This window comes from Spiroplasma sp. DGKH1 (assembly GCF_040940205.1).
Classification (GTDB): domain Bacteria; phylum Bacillota_I; class Bacilli_A; order Mycoplasmatales; family Mycoplasmataceae; genus Spiroplasma.
This window is the reverse complement of record NZ_JASTWG010000002.1, coordinates 159,595-181,366: the sequence shown is the minus strand read 5'-3', so window position 1 is coordinate 181,366 and position 21,772 is coordinate 159,595. Positions and strand designations below refer to the sequence as shown.

Below are 21,772 nucleotides of genomic sequence, written 5' to 3'. Positions count from 1 at the left end.
TTATTATTGTGTAAAATATAACTAAAGGATGGCGAATAGAATGAAACCAACAATGAACCAGTACCAAGCAATTATTAATTGTCAAGAAAATGATGATTACTATTACGCAGTTAAAACCACAAAAATATTTTGTCGTTTTAGTTGTAAATCAAAGGCCCCAAATCTTAATAATATTTTAATTTTTGCAAAAAATTCTAAAAATCTAGCTAATTTTCGTCCTTGTAAACGTTGTGAACCGCTAAACCCTCAACTCACTAATATAATTGATAAGTTTAAAAACTATCTTAAAAATTGTCAAACAAAAATAACTCTTGAGCAATGTGCAAAAGCACTAGGTTATAATACTAGTTATTTATCAAGAAATCTTGCCCAACATGGGATTAAATTTAAGGAGTATCTTAAAAATGAAATCAATAATTAAGTATTGAAATACAGAAAAAAATGGTTTAACTTTAACAATTGGGACTTTTAATGACAAAATTTGCTATCTTGGCTTACAAAATGATGAAATTACAACATGGTTTGATAACCATAAATTTATTTTAGAACACCAATCTAGCCCACTCCCAAATGAAATTAGTCAATTACTAGATGATTTTTTTGCAAAAAAATTATTACCACTAACTTTAAATGATTTTTATTTAACTGGCAGTGAATTTCAAAAAAAAGTTTGAAATGAATTAGTTAAAATTAAAACTGGTGAAACAATTACTTATAGTGATCTCGCCCAAAAAATTAAGCAACCAACAGCAACCCGGGCGGTTGCTAGTGCTGTTGGCAAAAACCCCATTTTATTACTAATTCCTTGCCACCGGGTTATTGGTAAAAATAATAACCTTTATAAATTTCGTTCCGGTGGCGAAATTAAAAAGCAACTTCTCAATTTTGAAAATAATAACTAAAATTTATTTTTTAATTTTCAAAAATTACCAAATAGAAATAAATATTTAAAAAAAAGTTTTTATTTAAAAAAGTATTTGTAAAACAGATTATAATATGTATAATAAAATTACTTGGTATTGATAGTAAGAAAAATATTATTTGATATCTAAGGAATAAAGAGAATATATAAGAAGTTACAAGATATTTATATTGAAATTTTATTTTTAAAATAGAATGAGGCAATATGAAAGGAGACAATCATAGATGGCTATAACAGACGTATTAAAAAATACATTTAATATTTCTCCTAAACCACCTCGTAAATTTATTGCAATTGACTTAGGGACAACAAATTCAATTGCTTACATTGGAGGAAGAGGAATTATTTATAATGAAGCATCAGTGATGGCTTATGAAACAGGAACTAAAAAACTAGTTGCCCTAGGAGAAGATGCTCGTAAATTAATAGGAAAAACACATGATAAAATTGAAATTTATACTCCCTTAAGAAATGGCGCAATTACTGATTTAAGAATTGCAGAAGAATTTATTCAACATATTGGAAACCGTGCCAAAGTTCAAGAAGTTTGAAAAGGCTCAATTGTCTTAATTGCATGTCCAAAAAGTGTTACTGAATTAGAACGTCGCGCAATGGTTGAAATGTGTAAACATTTAGGTGCTGATCTTGTTCAAGTTGAAGAAGATACCCTAATGGCTGCGTTAGGAGCGGGAGCTAATATTTTCGCTCCAAAAGGAACTTTTATCTTAGACATTGGTGGAGGTAAAACTAGTGCCGGAATTATCTCTGCTGGGGGAATTGTTGTAAGTAAATCAATTAAAATTGCAGGAAATTATATCGACGAGGAAATTTTAAAATATATTCGGGCAAAACATACTATCTCAATTGGAGTAGTAACTGCTGAACAAATTAAAAAACAAATTGGTTCATTATACAAAGGCAAAGAAACAAAAAAAATGGTAATCTTTGGTCGGGATGTAGTTACTGGAATGCCAAAAGAAACTGAAATCTTAGACTCTGAAATTAGAAAATTATTAATTAGTATTTTTTCTTCAATTACACAATTAGTTACTGATATTTTAGAATCAACACCCGCTGAATTAGCCGGTGATGCAGTAATGAACGGTTTATTAGTCAGCGGTGGGTGTGCACAAATTAGTGGATTGAAAGAATTTTTAGAAAGTTACTTCCAGATTCCAGTTAAAATTGCTAAAAATCCACAAACTGCTGTTATTGATGGATGCATTGCTTATGAAAAAGAAATTAGAGATCGCTTAATTGAAGAAAATAAAAAAAATAAATAAATCACTTCATGTGATTTTTTTATTTCACGATATAATAATTAATATAAATAATTATCAATAAAGGATGATTAATAAATGAAAAAGATCTTAGCACTCTTAACTAGTTTAACTCTCACGAGTAGCTTAGCAAGTAATGTTACTAGTTGTTTAACCTTAGATAATCGAATTAAACAAGCTTTTACTAGTTGAACTTTTAATGCCAAAACTGATGCACCAATTTATGGATCAGTTTTTCGAATTAATAAAGACCCTAATTGGTACTATTATTACTATTGGTTTATTCAACAACTATTAATTGCTTCTCAATTTAATTTAATTGATAAAACAATGTACCAACTAGTTTTAAGTGGTGATTGAAAATCTTTAGACCCCGGAACAATTAGTATTCATAATATTGAACCAACATGATATCCCAGAGTAATTGATAGTTTAGAACGGGAAACTGACCCCCTAAATAAAAATGATTTTAAATTAATTTACACTTATTTAACCATTTATAATCCTATTATTTTACAAGGTGGGTTATTAACTAACGTTTATTCCAAAGAACATAGTTCAATTAAAATTGAATATAAAATTTCAACTAATAGTGCGATTGAAGCATATAAAAGTAAAATAAAAACAGACTATGAAAATTATTATAAACAAATAATAAATTTATATCCGGTGTTAAAAACATACATTTTAGATTTATCAACAGCTAATCAAACAATTAATGCATTAGTAGACTCTCTAATTCATGTTGAAGTAGTATTATCCCCAAATTTTAACATTGCCTTAAATATTAACACTACTATTAATCCAATTTAATTATTGCTAACATAAGAATTTATTAATTTTTTTGTTCAACTATAAAATCATTATCAATAAAAATATTAGTAACATTTCACTTTTAAAATAATTTTTGTTATAATAATTTAAATTAAAATCTTCTCGAAGTTCTCTTGCCAAGAAGATTCCTTTTTCTTAAAATTTATGTTATAATTACCTAGTATTGTATACTCTATTATCAATGTATTAGAGTCTTGCAATCCATTTTTTACTGACATTAATAGGGAAAATTTTTAATGTTAGATATTGTTTATGTTTATACACATTGAAAAAGAAAAAAGGGAGGAATTTTTACAATGGCAGGATTTAATAGCGGCAAAAGTAAAAGACCAACTTTCGTTTCAATGGACTTAGGAACTGCAAACACACTAGTGTATGTTTCAGGTTCAGGAGTAGTTTATAACGAACCATCAATCGTAGCTTACAGAATAAAAGAAAATAGAATTATTGCTGTAGGGATCGAAGCTTATAAAATGATCGGAAAAGGTAACAAATCAATTCGTATTGTAAGACCAATGGTTGACGGAGTTATTACTGATATTAGAGCAACTGAAGCTCAACTAAGATATATCTTCGGAAAATTACGAATCTCAAAACAACTAAAACACTCAATCATGTTATTAGCATGTCCAAGTGTTATTACTGAACTAGAAAAAGCAGCGTTGAAAAAAATCGCGATGAACTTAGGAGCAACTAAAGTTTTCGTTGAAGAAGAAGTTAAAATGGCTGCTCTAGGTGGAGGAGTAGATATCTACAAACCTGCTGGTAACTTAGTTGTTGACATGGGTGGGGGAACAACAGATATTGCTGTTATTGCCTCAGGAGATATCGTATTATCGAAATCAGTAAAAGTTGCTGGAAACTATCTAAACGATGAATTGCAAAAATTCATTCGTTCACAATATGGATTAGAAGTAGGATCAAAAACAGCTGAACAAATTAAAATTGAAATTGGTTCATTAGCAAAATACCCAGACGAAAGAAAAATGAAAGTTTATGGACGTGACGTCGTTTCAGGATTACCAAGAGAAATCGAAGTTACTCCAGAAGAAGTTAGAGAGGTATTAAAAGTACCGGTATCAAGAATTATTGACTTAACAGTCCAAGTATTAGAAGAAACACCACCAGAATTGGCAGGAGATATCTTCAAAAATGGTATCACAATTTGTGGAGGAGGAGCATTGATTAAGGGAATTGATCGTTACTTCACAGATACATTACAATTACCATCAAAAGTTGGTGAACAACCATTACTAGCGGTTATTAATGGTACTAAAAAATTCGAATCTGATATCTATGACATCTTACGTCAAGAACAAATGCATGTTAAAGAATTAGATTACTAAAAAAGAATATATTTAGAGAAATTCGCTTTAATTAAAAATATAGAGGTTTTTTCTTGATATAATATTTAGAGAATATATTAAGGAGGAAATTAACGTGAAACCAGAAAGACCATTTATCTCACTTGACTTGGGAACAGCTAACGTGTTAGCTTACGTTTCTGGTCAAGGGATTGTCTATAATGAACCATCATTAATGGCTTACGACACTAAAACCAATAAATTAATTGCTTTAGGAAAAGAAGCTTATGATATGATTGGAAAGACACACGACCAAATTAGAATGGTGACTCCCCTAGTTGATGGAGTTATCGCAGATATGGAAGCTGCACAAGATTTATTAAAACACGTTTTCTCAAGAATGAAAATGATGAATATTTGAAAAAATGCGGTAGTTTTACTAGCATGTCCAAGTGGAGTTACTGAATTAGAAAGAGAAGCTTTAAAAAATGTTGCCCAAGATATGGGAGCTGACTTAGTTATTATTGAAGAAGAAGCTAAAATGGCAGCAATCGGAGCAGGAATCAACATTGACTTGCCACAAGGGAACTTAATCATTGATATTGGGGGAGGAACAACTGACTTAGCAATTATTTCATCAGGAGATATTGTAGTTGCAAGAAGTATTAAAGTTGCCGGAAACCACTTTGATGATGATATCCGTAAATATATTCGTTCAGAATATAACATTGCAATTGGACAAAAAACTGCAGAAGATGTTAAAAAATACATCGGTTCATTAGTTAAATACCATAATGAACGTGCAATGCAAATTTATGGAAGAGACATTGTTTCAGGATTACCAAAAGAAGCTAAAATTAGTTCTGATGAAATTAGAAACGTTTTACTAAATGCCTTTTCTAAAATTACTGACTTAGTAATTGAATTACTAGAAAATACACCTCCGGAATTAGCAGGAGATATCATGCGTAATGGTATCACAATTTGTGGTGGGGGAGCATTAATTAGAAATATTGATAAATACTTCTTTGATATCTTCCAATTACCAACAAGAACTGCTTCTGATCCGCTAATGTGTGTTATTGAAGGAACAAGAGCGTTTGAAAAAGTTATTAGAAAACGTATTGAAAACGGTTACTATAACTTCAATGACAAAGGATTATTAGCTGGCATTGGGAAGAAAAAATAATTAACAATATAAATTAAAAAAACATTAGGTTAACCTAATGTTTTTTATTATTAATTTTTAATTTGTTATTCTTGAATACCAAATACTTTTTTTCCGTTCCGTGAAGTAACTCTAATCATTTCTTCAACTGGAATTTTTTTTAATTCGGCTAATTTTTTAACCGTATAAGTAATAAAACGGGGGTAATTTTTTTCACCACGATAAGGGTCGGGTGTTAAATAGGGTGCATCCGTTTCCACTAATAATTTATTTAATGGGATTAAACGGGCCACTTCCCGTAAATTTTCAGCATTTTTAAAAGTAATATTCCCAGCAAATGAAATATAAAATCCTAAATCTAAGAATTTTTGGGCCATGACAATATCCCCACCATAACAATGCATCACACCTTTAGTTACTTTTTCTTCTAATAGAATTTTAAAACAATCTTCATAAGCATCTCGGCAATGAATTACCACTGGTAAATCATGTTCTTTTGCAATTTTGATTTGTTTACGGAATCATTCTTTTTGCAACTCGGGTGAAACATTTTTATGGTAATAATCTAAGCCAATTTCCCCAATTGCGATAACTTTACTGGCATTACTTAACTCATTTAACCGTTGAATATCTGCTGAAGAATGACGAGCAACATCAGTAGGATGAATCCCGACCGTTGCATAAACACTATCATACTGTAAAGCTTGGCGGACTGCTGCTTCGCTTGATTCAATATCATATCCAACATTATTTAATAATACAACCCCGCTAATTCTTGCCTCTTCAATAGTTTCTGATGTCTCATCGACATTATATTCTTCTGACATTAAATGACAATGTGTATCAAAGATCCCAGCCATATATATTTTTCCTCTTACTTTCCAAGACAATATTTACTAAACATTGTGTCTAGCAAATTATCATCGTAACTTTCTCCTAACAATTCTCCCAGTAGATTTCATGATTCATGTAAATCAACATTAACAATATCAACAGGAAATCCATCTGTACTATTATTATATGCATTTTTCAAAGATTTTTCTACATTCTCAAGGATAGAAATTTGTTTTATATTACTTAAAATAATCGTATCATCCTTAAATAACTGATCAGTACTAAACAATTCATTAATCTTATTAATTAGAGGTTTAATATCCCGGCTAATAGCCGCTATTTCGATTTGGTGATCCGTTGGGAAATGATATTGATGATGAGGGTTTAAATCAATTTTATTAATAATAATAATTCGTTTTTTATTTTTTGTTAATTCTAATAATTCTTGTTCTTCAACAGATAAAAAACGGGTACTATCAAATACTAGTAATACTAAATCAGCTAAGGTAATTTGTTGTTTAGCTTTATTAATTCCAATTTGTTCAATTTCATTATCAGTTGTTCGGATTCCCGCGGTATCAATAAGATTTAAAGTTAAGTTTCCAATGTTTACCCGACCTTCAACAATGTCCCGGGTTGTTCCCGGCGTATCAGAAACAATTGCTTTATCTTCGTTTAGTAATGCGTTTAAAAGTGATGATTTACCAACATTCGGTTGTCCTAAGATTACTAAATTAACCCCATCATTTACTACTTTACCAATTTTACTTAATGCAATAATTTCCGCAATTTTATTAGATAAAACCTTTAACTTTTCATGGAGTTCATCAGCAGTTAAATCCCCCACACCATCATATTCCGGATAATCAATATTAACCTCAATATTAGCGATAATATCCAGCAAATCATTGCGAAAATTATTAATAACACTAATATTTTTATTCTGTAAATTACTAATCGCGATTTTAGCACTTTGGTCATTTGTGGCATGAACGAGATCATTAATAGCCTCGGCTTGAATTAAGTTAATTTTGCCATTTAAAAAAGCTCGTTGGGAAAATTCCCCTCGATTAGCTAAGCGAGCACCATTTTTTAATAATAACTTTAAAATTTTATTAGTAATATAGACTCCCCCGTGGCAATTTATTTCAATTACATCTTCGCCGGTAAAAGAATTAGGATTTTCAAAACACATTAATAAAACTTGGTCTAATGTTTCTGTCCCATCCTTAATAAAACCATAATGAATTTCATTTTTATGAGGTTTAACTACTTTTGAAAAAATCTTATTAATAATCGGAAAAGCGTCTGGCCCCGACAGACGGATTATTGAAATTGCTTGGTTCATCATACTTGTTGCTGGTGCAACAATTGTATCATTAATCATCTTAATCACCCTTTTAACATAACAAATTATACCAAAAATAAACAATAAATTTGGTACAATTATTTGAATAAAACCTAATTTTATTGATAAAATAAAAATGCAAGTAAATTATTTACTATATATAGAAAGCGAAACTTTAACATGAAGAAAATCTTAGGTTTGATCGGTGCAATAACTTTTATAACAACTGGAACTACAAATGTAATATCTTGTAACAACCATGAAACAAGTAATAATTTAATAAACTTAGAAGATGTGTTAACAGTAACTGATTTAGGAAAAATCCCAACCATAACTCCCGATGACATTTTAATATATATTAAAGCGAAAAATCCAAAAGTAGTTATTACTGAAATTTTTGTATCCCTTGATTCGGGTATCAAAGAATTTGCCCGAGTACATGTCAAAGGAAATTCAAAAATTTATCACCAATTAACAACAGGAAATGAAATTATTGTTCTTTTTCAACAAGGCTAGGATCCGAACCCTTTTGCAAATCAAATCGCTTACTTAGTTGGTTTATATTTAATAATAATTTTTTTATCACCACTATTATTAATTTTAATTGACTTTGAAGTTAACTGGGGAAAACGGCTAATCACCTGGTGAATTATTTTACGTTTTTCAAGTGGCAAAGCAGGAAGCATTAGTTCATTTTTAGTTTGGACCACTTCATTAGCTCATTTATTAATTAAAAGTAAAAACTCATTTTCAATATTTTGTAATTGAATGTTTAAATAAAAATTATTTTGAAATTTACGGCTAATATAAACATGCATTAAATTAGTTAAAACTTCAACTAAATTGTCATAGTTATCACTCTGCTGACAAAACAAAATCCGAATGTTAATAGTTCGGCTTTTAATGGAAAAAAACATTTCACTATTGTTGATTAGTAAAATGTTTTGGAAAATGTCTTGCAACCATTGGTGGACAACGGTAATGACATCTTGAATCTGATAAATTAACACGGTAATTTTTTTGCTAAAAAATTTTTTAACTGTATTTTCAACATTATAATAATGTTTATCAGATAAAGTATTTAAATATTTTTTAATTTCTTCATAGTTTTTAAATATTTTAATCATCATGGTTATTTTTTGTCTCTTTTTTTATTCTTATTGTGTAAAGAAAATTTTGTTTTATTTTTATTTTTAGGAGCAATCGGATTATAAGAAACCTGATCACCCGTTTTGGTTTTTTTCGTTGGAGTAACATGAATTGTTTCCCCACTTATAGTTTGGTAAACATTTTTCTTTTTAAACAACCCTTTAATTTTTTGGAAAACCATGTTTTTATCTTTACCTTTTTTACGCTTACGAACCCGCAAGTAATGGAACCCTAAGGTTTGCAAAATTTGAATAAAGGCTGAGAAAATCCAGTAGATCGCAACTCCGGCCGCAATACTAATTGTAACAATGAAGAAGACAATAATCATTACCCCTTGCATAATAAACTGTTTCTTGCGGGCTTTTTTCTGCTCTTTGGAAATAACTTTGGTTTTCTTTAAATTTAAGATGGTTGGTAATAACATTGATACAATCTGAATTGGTAAATATACAAATAAAATAACTAAATAAATATAATGACCACTTGTAATCATATCCCACGGTTTTTCAATTAACGAAACTTGCCCAATGGTTGCCATTTTTAAGTCCCGGGCTGATTTAACCACGGTATACATCGCAATCAAGAACGGAATTGATAAGAAGGATGACCCGATTGTTGATAACGGGGATACTCCTTCCTTCCGATAAAGTTGCATCATTTCCATTTGTTGTTTTTGTTTTGCCGCGGGATCTTTTGAACCCTTATATTTTGCTTGAATTTCCGCTTGTTTAATTTGTAATAATTGCATTTTATCTTGGTTTTTCTGTGCTTTTCAACTAAACATTAGGGTAATTAACCGTACCATTAATGAGGTAATAAGGATCGCCCCAATAATTCCTGCTCCGTTTGATAAGCCACCAAAACCGTCAATAATTTTAACCATGATCCAGGCTACTGGGAATACGAAACAACCATAGAAAGGAGACTGGGTCTTTGTAAAGGCTTCAGCTCATGTTTGAATTCCTAAATATGAATACTCATAGATTTTTCCATCAACAATATGGAAGAAATGTTCTTTCCCTACATTCACTGTTCCCACTAAGATTTCAAAGAAAACCCCCGGTTTATAAACCGACTGGCCAGTAACATCAGTAATTTGTCACACGTTAAATTTACTTACCATCATCTGTCCACAACCTCATAACATTGAAAGTAATAAAAATAAATATAAAATTAGTTTCGTCCACTTTCAAGTGATTGAGTATCAAGGCTTACGGTTTTTCTTCCCATCAGCAAAGATATAATCTCGGTAGTTCACAAAGTCCCCTCCTTTTCTATTTAATAATACTATTTAAAAGTATGTTCTTATTATCTTCATAACTATTATTAAAATAATTCTTTCGAACAATAATTATATAATCATAACCATAAGAGGTGCTATAATCTATATTTAACATACTGCGAATTTGCCTTTTTATTTTATTTCTTATAACCGCATTACCTAATTTTTTACCAACCGAGATTCCGAATCGATGATAAGTTAAGTTATTCTTTTTATAATAAATAAAATATCCGTTTGTTTTTAAAAGAGAACCCTTATTAATAATATTTTGAAATTCATGATTTTTCTTAACAGTAAATTTTTTTTTCACTATTGTAAAACCACAAAAATAAAGTAGTCAAAAAGCACTAGGCTGATAATACTTTTCTTCCTTTTGCTCTTCTTCTACTTAATACTTTTCTTCCTGATTCTGATTGCATTCTAGCTCTAAAACCATGAGTTCTTTTATGTTTAATTTTACTTGGTTGTCATGTTCTTTTCATAAATAAGCACCTCCTTAATACATTAAGACATCATATAAATAATATAATAATTGTTGAAAAATATCAACGAAAATATTATGTTTTGTCTAAAAATTATTTAAAAAATATGACCCTTCTGAATTATTTTTTGTTATTAAAAAATATTCTATAAAAAGTGCTTTTGTAAAATATTCTCAATAATTATAGAATAAAAATTAATCTAAATGCCTGCATATTAGTATAATTAGGATGATATTGGCAAAATTATTGTTTCTCATAAAATGATGAAATTCAAATAACAATTTCCAGAAAATATGTAATTAGAGTGGGTGATGATAACCTTACTATTGGATTCTAATGTAAATAAAAACAATAAAATATGACTTATAAATTATTATGAGTCATATTTTATTGTTCTGTCAGGAATTAAATTATAAAATAATGGAATTGTCATTCCCCCAGCTCAACGGTTAACAAAATTAGAACTATGAAAATACTTTGTAAATAATTTAATTGCATCTTCCATTAATTTTGTACCTTTTTTTAAAATATATCGATTTGGTTCAATTAAACCTTCATCAATAATTCCTTCACGAATTGCTCATGGCGAAAAATAAATTCCTGTTCTAACTCTGCGAGTTGCAAAAACATCCGTATAAAAATTAGATGTTCCAACATATGTATTATCCGGTCATCCCTCAAAAGATTCAACTTCATATCAAAATCCAATTCTTTGGTTTTCAAATTTGTCAGATACTCAGTAAGCTCTTTGCTTATTTTCATCATACTGGGCTCAGCCTGCTCAATTTCACATTCAATGATGATATTTAATATAGCCAGGATATTGTTTATAAAGATCAAAATCATTAAGATAATTACTAAAAGCGCCATTTGTTTTGTTATCTAAAATATTTAAAATTTGACCGGTAAAATAATATGTTAAACGTAAATTAGCATTATCAAAATAACCATCCGCTGGATTTTCAAAATAAAGTGGAACATAAGTATATTTATTATATGTATAATCAATAATAGTATCTGGGTTACAAGGTAAATCAATTATAATACTACCATTTCAAGGATCAAAAATATCTTTATCATTGAAATATACTATTTGTGACATTTCTTGAATGTCTTTTTCTAGTTGTAAAGAGTTTTCTTGATAATATTTTTCCGCAATGATTTCTTGTTCAGAAGGACCCTGATTATTAGCAAGCTTTGGTCTTTGTGAATGACAACTAATAACAGGTAGAATTAAAGTTGTAGTTAAGCATAATGAAGTTAAGATTTTAAATAAATTCTTCATAAAAACTCCTCCTTTTACTTATATAATACACCTAAAATAAATCTAATTTTTATTAATAAACTAAGATATTTTTTACAAAAAAAGAAAAAATTCATCTTTAGTTTAACTTAAAAATGAATCATAAATTTTTATTTTGTATAATTTGGCGGTTGTTTAACAATTGTAATATCGTGCGGATGTGATTCTTTTAGACCATTGTTTGAAATTTCAACAAATTCAGCAGTTGCTTGTAAAGTAGGAATGTCTTGGGCTCCACAATAACCAAAACCACTCCGTAAACCACCAACAAATTGGAAGAGAATATCACTAACTTTTCCTTTTAAAAGAACGCGTCCTTCGACTCCTTCGGGAACTAGTTTTTTATCTTTGTTTTGGAAATAACGATCAGCGCTTCCCCGCTTCATTGCTGCTAGTGATCCCATCCCCATATATATTTTGTACTTTTTCCCATCAATTATTAACTCTTCACCAGGTGCTTCATCACTTGAAGCAAAAATTGAACCCATCATAACCGCATTAGCACCGGCTGCTAAAGCTTTAACAACATCACCAGAATATTTAATACCCCCATCCGCAATAACAGGAATCCCTTTTTCTTTTGCAACTTCATAAACATCATTAATTGCACTAATTTGGGGTACCCCAACGCCGGCTACAACCCGGGTTGTACAAATACTACCGGGACCAACTCCCACTTTTAGAGCACTAGCACCAGCATTAATTAAATCTAAGGCTGCTTGTTTGGTCACAATATTTCCCGCAATAATATCTAACTGTGGATACTTAGTGCGAATTTTCTGAACCATTGCAATAATACCATTACTATGCCCATGTGCAGAGTCTACCACAATAACATCCACATGACTAGCAACCAGCGCATCAACACGTTCTAAAGTTTCTGGACCAACCCCCACCGCAGCGCCAACTCTTAATCGTCCCTGGTCATCTTTACAAGCAAAAGGATATTCTTCTTTATTATTAATATCCTTAATAGTAATTAACCCGGTTAAAATATTATCATCATTAATAATTGGTAATTTTTCAATTCGGTTTTTTAACAAAATTTCTTTCGCTGCTTCTAAACTAATATTTTCTTTGGTTGTTACTAAATTTTGAGAAGTCATATAATTAGCAACGGGTTCATTAAAATCTTGGCAAGCTCTAATATCACGGTTAGTAATAATTCCTAATAATTTTTTATCTTCATCAACAACTGGTAATCCCGAAATACGGTATTGGGCCATAATTTTTTCAGCTTCGTTAATATTAGCTGTTGGGGATAATGTAATCGGATCAATAATAAATCCTGATTCATTGCGTTTTACCTTCTCAACTTCTTCTACTTGTTGTTGAATTGTTAAATTTTTATGAATAATACCAATTCCCCCTTCGCGAGCAAGGGCAATTGCCATTTTAGATTCGGTCACGGTATCCATTGCTGCTGATAAAAAAGGAATATTTAAGACAATATTCTTTGTTAATTTGGTTGCTAAATTTACTTGGTTTGGTAAGACATCTGATTTTTGGGGGACAAGAAGCAAATCATCAAATGTATAAGTTTTTCTAATTTTCATTTTACATATCACCTTTCTTTTTTTATTCAAATCTACCCATTATAAGACTAAAAAATTACATGTAAAATAAAAATTACATAATTTTACCATAGTAATTAATTTACGGTTAATTGTAGAGACACTAGACCATATTACTAGCTTATATAGGTATCCGATATTAAATTAGGTAAATTATAACAAAATAAAAAATAAATAAAATAAAAAATTAGTAATTTGCATTACTAATTTTAAAGTCAAATTACGCTGTGATTGTCATAGTAATAATTGGGTTAAAAGTCTTATCAACAACAGTTTGTCCTTGGTCATCTTTTTTATAAGTTAAAACTGTTAAAGTCATTTTAATTAAATATCCTTCTTTTAAAGGTGTTTTATTAGTATCAGTAGCATCTAAAGTTACATCCTTACCATCTTTATCCTTGATAGTAACTGGAACTTCTCACTTAACACTTTCACCTTGGTGTAAATATTCAGCTACTTTTGTATTTTGAATATTATAACCATCAGCAATTGCTGATTTGTTATTAATTGAAGCTAATGTACTAATTAAATAACCTAAAGCATCTTTGCTTGAACCTCAGCTAGCTGAATTATCTTTTGTAATTTTATTTAATTCTGCTAAACTTGTTTGAAATGTTTTACCATCTAAAGTTGATGGATTTTTTTCTGATGACTTTTCCCCATTACATGCAACAACTGATGAAGCACCAGTTGCTGTTAAACCAACAGCTCCTAGAATCGCTAAAAGCTTTTTCATTGATTTTTCTCTCCTTTTGTTTTTAGAAAATAAAAATACATATCTTTCTTATTTTCTTAAACATAATTGTAAAGAAAAAATAATAAATTGCAACTTTATTAAAAATAAATTTAGTTTTCCACAATTGTTATAAACATATCCTAAATATGTTAATATTGTTAATAAGAATATAAATAGCCAATAATTATTAAAATTATCATAATTTTAAATTATTAATTACCTGTGGAAAACTTAAAAATTAAAGCGATCATTAAAAAAGACTATGACTTTTCCACATATTTATTTATAATAACTATTGGAATAAGTAATTGGAGTGAATTAGAAACAATGAATACAAAAGAGTTATGAAACAATGTCAAAGAGATTTTATCCCGTGATGAATCAATTCCCCCTGAAATATATAATTACTATATTAGTGATACCCAAATTTATACTGTTTCAGATAATAATTGTTTAATTACCACAAAATCAGAAATTGCAATTGGTGTTTTTGAAGCAGGACTTAATGAAAAAATCAAACAAATTTTAAAAAAATTAACGGGAATTGAATACAACATTTCTTTTGAACTAGAAAAAAATATTAATAAGATCCCCGCAACTAATAATAATATTGATACTCTAATTGGTTCTGATGATAATTCTTATTATGATTATTATACTTTTGAAAACTTTGTGAAAGGTGACTCTAACCGGGAAGCGTTGCAAGCAGCGTTAGCTGTTGCACTTGATCTTGGAAAAAAATGGAATCCTTTATTTATCTATGGTGATTCTGGTTTAGGAAAAACCCATTTATTACATGCAATTAAAAATAAAGTTGATGAAATTTACCCCGGAACACAAAAAGTAAAATATTTAAAAGCCGATGAATTTGGAAAAATGGCAATGGATATTTTAAATCAGGGTCACGAAATTATTGAAGCTTTTAAAACTTCTTATGATAAATTTGATTGTTTATTAATTGATGACATTCAGCTATTAGCCAAACGAAATAAAACTAACGAGTTATTCTTTTATATTTTTAACTCTTTTATCGAAAAAAATAAGCAAATTGTTATTACTTCTGACAAATATCCCGATGATCTTGGTGGTTTTGAAGCACGGATTATCTCTCGTTTTTCTTATGGACTAAGTATTGGATTAGATTCTCCTGACTTTGAAACAGCTATTAAAATCCTTGAACAAAAATTAAAACAACAAAATAACTTAGCATTATTTTCCGAAGAATCACTAGAATTTATTGCTTTAAACTTTAATAGTGATGTACGAAAATTAGAGGGTGCAATTAAACGATTATTATTTTTAGCAGTCATGAATAAAAAACCTGAGGAAATTATTACTTTAAAAGATGTTGAAAAAGCATTTAAAAATGCCCCCCTCCAAAATAATGAAAAAATAACTCCCAAAAAAATTAAACAAATTGTTGCTGATCATTATAATATCACAGTTAAGGCAATGATGAGTAAATCACGAATTAGTAATGTTATGCAAGCACGCCAATTGGCAATGTATTTTTGTCGAACAATCCTTGATGAACCTTATACCAGAATTGGGGTTGAATTTGGAGGAAAAGATCATACCACCGTTATGAACAGTGTTAAAAAAGTTGAAAAACAAATTGCAACAAATAAAGAATTCAAACAACTTGTAAATTCTATTCGTAAAAAGATTGAAGGTAAATAACATTGTTTTCCACTCAATAATTTAATATTTAGCAAGACAAAAATTCAAAGATATTATCATTTTTCCACAATATCAACACTATAATAATAATAATAAATTAAAGAATAATTTATAACAAAAGTGTATAATATTCTTATGATATAAATATGAAATTATGAGGTGCAATATATGATCGTAAATATCAAAAGAGAAAAAATATTAGAAGAATTACTAAAAGTAAGTAGAATCATATCACAAAGGACTTTAATTCCATCATTGTTAGGAATTTTAATTGAAGTAAAAAAAGATAAAATTACTTTTACAACATCTGATGGTGATACTTCCATTAAATCAGAAATCCCAGTAGGCAAGGATTTAGTAATTAAATCAATAGGTGGCATTTTAATTAAAAATAAATTTATCATCGAAGTTATCCGTAAAATTGAAGATGAATTTATTACCTTAGAAGCAATCGAAGGTAGTTTAGTTAAAATTAAAGCTAATAATTTTGACTCAATCTTAAATACACTAAATGCTTCAGATTACCCTCATATATCATTTGAAACAGAAGGAAAAGAAATTACCTTCAATAATAACCTTTTAAAAGAAATTATTTCACAAACATCTTTTGCCATTGGGGAAAGAGAAAAACGAATTGTGTTCAATGGTTTAAACATTCGTACTGATAAAGCAAATAATTTATTAGTAATTACAGCAACTGATTCGTTTCGTTTAGCATGTAAAAAAATTAATTATACTAGTGAAAATGATTTTGACGTTATTATTCCAGGAAAATTTATTAATGAGATTGGTAAACTTTTAACTGAAAATGATGATGATATTAAGATGAAGATTAGTGATAAATCTGTATGTATTATTTTAAATAATACCATAATACAATCAAAGATCATTGAGGGTAAATATCCTGACACAACCAAAGTAATACCTGAAAATTTTGTTAGTTTATTAACATTAAATAATCGTGATTTAATTAAAATAATTGAAAGAGCTAGTGTATTATCAAACGAGGCCATGACAACAATTGTTACCTTAAAAATCAAAGACAACAAGGTATTTATTACTTCCTTTACCCAAGAAATTGGTAATTCCGAAGAAGAAATTAAAGATTTTCGGTTAAGTGGAACTGACCAAACCATTACTTTTAATTCAAAATACATCTTAGATGCTTTAAAATCATTTAAAACAAAAGAAGTAACAATTAAGATGATTGATGAAACAAAGCCTTTGATTGTTGTTGCTGATGAAGAACCAAGTTTACAACAATTAGTATTACCAATACGCTCATATTAATAACTTATAAATTGTTTATAAGTTATTTTTTTATTTTTTACGATTTTTTCGTATAATTTAGATACTAATTTTTGATAATAAAAAAAATAATATTGCAGAAATTAATTAGATAATTCACCCCTAATTTCCCTTAAAAATGGTAAAATATCATTGTATTGGAAATGAGGTTACTTTGTATTATGAATAATAACTATGATTCAGGTTCAATCCAGGTTTTAGAAGGATTAGAAGCAGTTAGAAAACGGCCAGGAATGTATATTGGTTCAACTAATATTCGTGGGTTGCACCATTTAGTATGAGAAATTGTTGATAATTCAATTGATGAAGTTTTAGCTGGTTATTGTGATCAAATTGATATTGTAATAAATAAGGATAATTCAATTACAATTAAAGATAATGGGAGAGGAATCCCTGTTGATATTCATGAAAAAACCAAGGTTTCAGCTTTAGAAACTGTTTTTACTGTTTTACATGCGGGGGGAAAATTTGATTCAAATACTTATAAGATTTCTGGTGGTCTCCATGGGGTAGGGGCTAGTGTTGTTAATGCTTTAAGTAAATATTTAAAGGCAGAAGTTTATAAAGATAATAAAAGTTATTTAATTGAATTTCATCACGGAGGAAAGATTTTAACACCGCTCCATGAAATTGGAACAACTGAGTTAAGAGGGACAACAATCACATTCCAACCGGATGAAACCATTTTTAAAGAAACAACAATTTTTAGTTTTTCAATTATTGAAGCAAGAATTAAACAATTAGCTTTTTTAAATAAAGGCTTAAAAATTTCTTTAACTGATTTACGTGAAGATGAAGTTAATAAGGTAACTTATCAATTTGCGAATGGTATTAAAGATTATGTTGGTGAATTAAATAAAACAATTGGATTGCCGGTTAACGATATTTTTTATGTCGAAGGTAGTGAAGATAATATTCAAGTTGAATTTGGTCTACAATATAATGATAGTTATTCTGATAATATTTTTTCCTTTTGTAATAATATTAATACCCATGAAGGGGGAACCCATGAGGAAGGAATTAAGTTAGCAATCCAAAGGGAAATTAATAATTATGTTAAGAATTTAAATAAAAATAATAATAAAAATAATGATGACAAGTTTAATTGAGATGATTTAAAAGAAGGTTTAGCCTGTATTATTTCGGTGCGAATTCCGGATCCCCAATTTGAAGGACAAACAAAAACGAAGTTATCAAATACAGAAGTTCGTAAAATTGTTTCAAATATTGTCGGAAAAGGATTAAGTAGTTATTTATTAGAAAATCCAGATGATGCTAAAAAAATTATTGAAAAAATTAATTTATCATTAAAAGCCCGGATTGCCGCACAACGAGCAAAAGAAAATACTCGGCGAAAAACGGCAATGGATAGTTTTTCGTTACCAGGAAAATTATCTGATTGTGAAACAAAAGATGCTAATATTGCCGAATTATATATTGTCGAAGGGAACTCGGCGGGTGGAAGTGCCAAAGCAGGACGCGATCGTAAATTTCAAGCAATCTTACCATTACGGGGAAAAGTTTTAAATGTTGAAAAAGCGAAACAAATTAAAGTATTTGAAAATAATGAAATTATTTCAATTATCACTGCTTTAGGAGCAGGAATTAAAGATAATTTTAATTCAAAAAAATTACGTTATCGTAAAATTGTTATTATGACCGATGCGGATGTTGATGGATCACATATTAGAATTTTATTATTAACTTTCTTCTATCGCTATATGAAAGGTTTAATTGAAGAAGGCTGTGTTTATATTGCTCAACCCCCATTATATAAAATTCAACATGGGAATAAAGTTAAATACGCTTATTCAGATAGTGAATTAGAAGAAATCAAAGCAGAATGGAAAGAAGATAATATTAATAATTTTACCATCCAACGGTATAAAGGATTGGGAGAAATGAATTCTGATCAATTATGGGATACCACAATGAACCCTGAAAATCGTTTATTATTAAAAGTTTCTGTTAATAATGCAATTGAAGCAAACGCAATATGTAATGAACTAATGGGTGATAATGTGGAACCACGTAAAAAATTTATTAAGGAAAATGCTAAATATGTGAAGAATTTAGATATTTAATTAAGAGGAGATTAATAAATGAGTGCAGAAGATAATAAAAATTATGATGGTGAGATTAAAGTAATTGATATTGCTGATGAAATGAAAACCAGTTTTTTAGACTATGCAATGTCTGTCATTGTTTCCCGGGCAATTCCTGATGTTCGTGATGGGTTAAAACCAGTTCATCGTCGCATTCTTTATGCGATGTGGGATTTAAATATGACCCATGATAAACAACATAAAAAATCAGCGCGGATTGTGGGGGAAGTTATTGGTAAATATCACCCCCATGGTGATACTTCTGTATATGAAGCAATGGTTAGAATGGCCCAGGATTTTTCTTACCGATATCCTTTAATTGATGGGCATGGTAATTTTGGATCATTGGATGGTGATGAGCCAGCGGCGATGCGTTATACAGAAGCACGGATGAGTAAAATTGCCGGCGAGTTAATTAAAGATATTGAAAAAGAAACTGTCGATTTCAATGATAATTATGATGGTAGTGAACGGGAACCTACTTATTTAACAGGATATTTTCCTAATCTTTTAATAAATGGAGCAAGTGGAATTGCAGTTGGGATGGCTACTAATATTCCCCCCCATAACTTAAATGAAATTATTAATGGTGTAATTGCTATTACCAGAAATAAAGATATTACCACCGCTCAATTAATGCAAATTATAAAAGGACCTGATTTTCCAACGGGTGCTTTAATAACAGCAGGTAATAGTTTATTAAAAGCTTATGAAACTGGAAATGGTTCAATTACTATTAGAGCTAAGATAAATATTGAAGAAAAAAATAATCGAAAAAATATAATAATATCAGAAATTCCTTACCAAGTTAATAAAGCCCGGTTAGTAGAAAAAATTGCTGAATTAATTAGGGAAAAAATAATTAACGGAATTGCTGATTTACGAGATGAATCAAACCGCGATGGAGTGCGCATCGTGATTGAACTAAAACGAGATGCCCAAGAAACTTTAATTTTAAATAAGTTATATAAAATGACGCCGTTGCAAACTAATTTCTCATTAAATATTTTAGCTTTACATAAGAACCAACCAAAAATTATGGGTCTAAAACAAATCCTAAATTATTTTATTGAACACCAAGTTGAGATTATAATTAAACGAAGTATTTATGAATTAAATAAAATTACTAGTCGGTTATTAATTTTAAAGGGTTTAAAAATTGCGTTAGATAATATTGATGAAGTTGTGGAAATAATTAAAAAATCTGATAGTTCACAAACAGCAATCGCCGCTTTAATGCAACGTTTTGAATTAGTTGTTGAGCAAGCAAAAGCTATTTTAGAAATGCGTTTGCAAAGATTATTAGGATTAGAAGTTCAAAAGATTAATGATGAGATAATTGAAATTGAAAAAAGAATTATTGAACTTAATAGTTTTATTAATAGTCGTGAAAAACAATTAGAATTAATGATTACAGAATTAGAAGTTATTAAAACAAAATATGGTGATGAACGTCGTAGTATGATTATTAAGGAAGAATTAACTGAAATTGATCCAGAAGAATTAATTAAACGAGAAGAAATTTTAATCATGTTAACAAAAGATGGATATGTTAAAAGAGTCTCAAATGATACTTTTAAACTACAAAATCGTGGTGGTAAAGGAGTAACCGGGTTATCTAATTCAGAAGATGTCTTAAGCAAAATTATAAGTGCTAATAGTATTGATTCCTTATTAATTTTTACGGATACCGGAAGAGTTTATAAATTGCGCGCATACCAAATTGAATCTTATTCGCGACAAGCACGAGGGATTCCAATTATTAATTTAATTTCAATTGATAAGAAAGAAAATATTAAGTCTATTTTAGCTGTTAATGAATTAGATGAAAGTACTGATAATTTATTCTTTGTAACTAAAAGAGGAATTATTAAAAAAACTAAGTTATTAGAATTTAACCAAATTCGCAATACTGGAAAGGTTGCAATTGAATTAAAAGCAAATGATGAAGTAGTTGATGTTATCTTAACAAAAGGCAATGATGATATTATTATTGCAAATAGCGAAGGAAAAGTAATTCGTTTTAATGAAACCGAAATTCGTGCTATGAATCGTCAATCAGTTGGGGTAAAAGGAATATCAAATGGTCCTAATAGTGAAGTTATAGGAATTTGTTCTGGTCGTGATGCGAAATATATTTTATCAATTACTACGAATGGTTTTGCGAAAAAAACATTATTGGAAGAATATCGGATCACCGGTCGTGGTACTAAAGGGGTCAAATCAATGACTTTAACTGAAAAAAAAGGAGATTTAAAATTTGTTAAATCAGTTGTTGGCGATGAAGATATTTTATTAGCAACAAAACATGGTAATGTAATTAGAATTGCACTAGATCAAATTCCAGTTTCTGGAAGAACTACAACTGGAATTAAAATTATTAAATTAGAAAATGATGATGTTTTAGAAGCTAGTGAGTTAATTAGAAAAAATGATCAAGAAAATGAGCAAGGAGATAATTAA

General features: G+C 29.2%; 20 protein-coding genes and 1 riboswitch. Of the genes, 11 read left to right on the top strand and 9 right to left on the bottom strand.

The window, feature by feature from the left end; all coding sequences use genetic code 4:
* Window positions 1-40: 40 nt before the first annotated feature.
* The 6 genes from QPK10_RS02395 to QPK10_RS02370 all read left to right on the top strand — a co-directional run bounded on the left by QPK10_RS02395 (window position 41) and on the right by QPK10_RS02370 (window position 5,529).
* Window positions 41-421 (top strand): Ada metal-binding domain-containing protein, encoded by a 381-nt coding sequence (locus tag QPK10_RS02395; RefSeq protein ID WP_368486440.1) that lies wholly within the window; start codon window positions 41-43, stop codon window positions 419-421.
* Complete coding sequence (locus QPK10_RS02390) at window positions 405-902, top strand: methylated-DNA--[protein]-cysteine S-methyltransferase (RefSeq protein ID WP_368486439.1); 498 nt, start codon at window positions 405-407, stop codon at window positions 900-902. Before QPK10_RS02395 ends, QPK10_RS02390 begins: the two co-directional genes overlap by 17 nt.
* Window positions 903-1,146: 244 nt before the next feature.
* On the top strand, window positions 1,147-2,205 hold the full coding sequence (locus QPK10_RS02385; RefSeq protein ID WP_368486438.1) for a rod shape-determining protein: 1,059 nt from the start codon (window positions 1,147-1,149) through the stop codon (window positions 2,203-2,205).
* A 75-nt stretch (window positions 2,206-2,280) separates the two neighbouring features.
* The gene (locus QPK10_RS02380) at window positions 2,281-3,015 is read left to right on the top strand and encodes a hypothetical protein (RefSeq protein ID WP_368486437.1); all 735 of its coding nucleotides are present in this window, start codon (window positions 2,281-2,283) and stop codon (window positions 3,013-3,015) included.
* A 317-nt stretch (window positions 3,016-3,332) separates the two neighbouring features.
* Window positions 3,333-4,382 carry a rod shape-determining protein gene (locus QPK10_RS02375; protein ID WP_368486492.1) on the top strand — a complete coding sequence of 350 codons (1,050 nt, stop codon included), beginning with the start codon at window positions 3,333-3,335 and terminating at the stop codon, window positions 4,380-4,382.
* A 94-nt stretch (window positions 4,383-4,476) separates the two neighbouring features.
* A complete protein-coding gene (locus QPK10_RS02370; protein ID WP_368486436.1) occupies window positions 4,477-5,529 on the top strand; it encodes a rod shape-determining protein in 1,053 nt (350 codons plus the stop codon).
* Window positions 5,530-5,594: 65 nt separating this feature from the next.
* Here the strand turns inward: QPK10_RS02370 and QPK10_RS02365 are convergent, their stop codons facing one another.
* Window positions 5,595-6,368 (bottom strand): TatD family hydrolase, encoded by a 774-nt coding sequence (locus QPK10_RS02365; protein ID WP_368486435.1) that lies wholly within the window; start codon window positions 6,366-6,368, stop codon window positions 5,595-5,597.
* Between the two features lie 14 nt (window positions 6,369-6,382).
* Entirely contained in the window at window positions 6,383-7,729 is a 1,347-nt protein-coding gene (gene mnmE, locus QPK10_RS02360) for a tRNA uridine-5-carboxymethylaminomethyl(34) synthesis GTPase MnmE (protein ID WP_368486434.1), read from the bottom strand.
* Window positions 7,730-7,870: 141 nt separating this feature from the next.
* Between mnmE and QPK10_RS02355 the strand changes: the two genes are divergently transcribed.
* Window positions 7,871-8,206, top strand: a complete 336-nt coding sequence (locus tag QPK10_RS02355) for a lipoprotein (RefSeq protein ID WP_368486433.1) — start codon at window positions 7,871-7,873, stop codon at window positions 8,204-8,206.
* A 29-nt stretch (window positions 8,207-8,235) separates the two neighbouring features.
* Here QPK10_RS02355 and QPK10_RS02350 read toward each other — a convergent pair whose 3' ends face one another.
* From QPK10_RS02350 to QPK10_RS02320, 7 genes are all read right to left on the bottom strand, one after another.
* Entirely contained in the window at window positions 8,236-8,820 is a 585-nt protein-coding gene (locus tag QPK10_RS02350) for a R3H domain-containing nucleic acid-binding protein (protein WP_368486432.1), read from the bottom strand.
* A 2-nt stretch (window positions 8,821-8,822) separates the two neighbouring features.
* On the bottom strand, window positions 8,823-10,097 hold the full coding sequence (gene yidC / locus QPK10_RS02345; protein ID WP_368486431.1) for a membrane protein insertase YidC: 1,275 nt from the start codon (window positions 10,095-10,097) through the stop codon (window positions 8,823-8,825).
* Between the two features lie 16 nt (window positions 10,098-10,113).
* Window positions 10,114-10,431, bottom strand: coding sequence for a ribonuclease P protein component (gene rnpA, locus QPK10_RS02340; RefSeq protein WP_368486430.1), 318 nt, complete (start codon window positions 10,429-10,431; stop codon window positions 10,114-10,116).
* Between the two features lie 37 nt (window positions 10,432-10,468).
* Window positions 10,469-10,603: a 50S ribosomal protein L34 gene (gene rpmH, locus QPK10_RS02335; protein WP_047791960.1), complete on the bottom strand. Its 135-nt coding sequence runs from the start codon at window positions 10,601-10,603 to the stop codon at window positions 10,469-10,471.
* Between the two features lie 373 nt (window positions 10,604-10,976).
* Complete coding sequence (locus tag QPK10_RS02330; RefSeq protein ID WP_368486429.1) at window positions 10,977-11,888, bottom strand: hypothetical protein; 912 nt, start codon at window positions 11,886-11,888, stop codon at window positions 10,977-10,979.
* Window positions 11,889-12,016: 128 nt separating this feature from the next.
* Complete coding sequence (gene guaB / locus QPK10_RS02325) at window positions 12,017-13,462, bottom strand: IMP dehydrogenase (RefSeq protein ID WP_368486428.1); 1,446 nt, start codon at window positions 13,460-13,462, stop codon at window positions 12,017-12,019.
* Window positions 13,463-13,531: 69 nt separating this feature from the next.
* A riboswitch (purine riboswitch) is annotated at window positions 13,532-13,629 on the bottom strand.
* Between the two features lie 71 nt (window positions 13,630-13,700).
* The gene (locus tag QPK10_RS02320) at window positions 13,701-14,216 is read right to left on the bottom strand and encodes a lipoprotein (protein ID WP_368486427.1); all 516 of its coding nucleotides are present in this window, start codon (window positions 14,214-14,216) and stop codon (window positions 13,701-13,703) included.
* A gap of 327 nt (window positions 14,217-14,543) precedes the next feature.
* Between QPK10_RS02320 and dnaA the strand changes: the two genes are divergently transcribed.
* From dnaA to gyrA, 4 genes are all read left to right on the top strand, one after another.
* Complete coding sequence (gene dnaA / locus QPK10_RS02315) at window positions 14,544-15,896, top strand: chromosomal replication initiator protein DnaA (protein WP_368486426.1); 1,353 nt, start codon at window positions 14,544-14,546, stop codon at window positions 15,894-15,896.
* Window positions 15,897-16,064: 168 nt separating this feature from the next.
* A complete protein-coding gene (dnaN, locus tag QPK10_RS02310; RefSeq protein ID WP_368486425.1) occupies window positions 16,065-17,186 on the top strand; it encodes a DNA polymerase III subunit beta in 1,122 nt (373 codons plus the stop codon).
* Between the two features lie 179 nt (window positions 17,187-17,365).
* Entirely contained in the window at window positions 17,366-19,288 is a 1,923-nt protein-coding gene (gyrB, locus tag QPK10_RS02305) for a DNA topoisomerase (ATP-hydrolyzing) subunit B (protein WP_368486424.1), read from the top strand.
* Window positions 19,289-19,306: 18 nt separating this feature from the next.
* Complete coding sequence (gene gyrA, locus QPK10_RS02300) at window positions 19,307-21,772, top strand: DNA gyrase subunit A (protein WP_368486423.1); 2,466 nt, start codon at window positions 19,307-19,309, stop codon at window positions 21,770-21,772.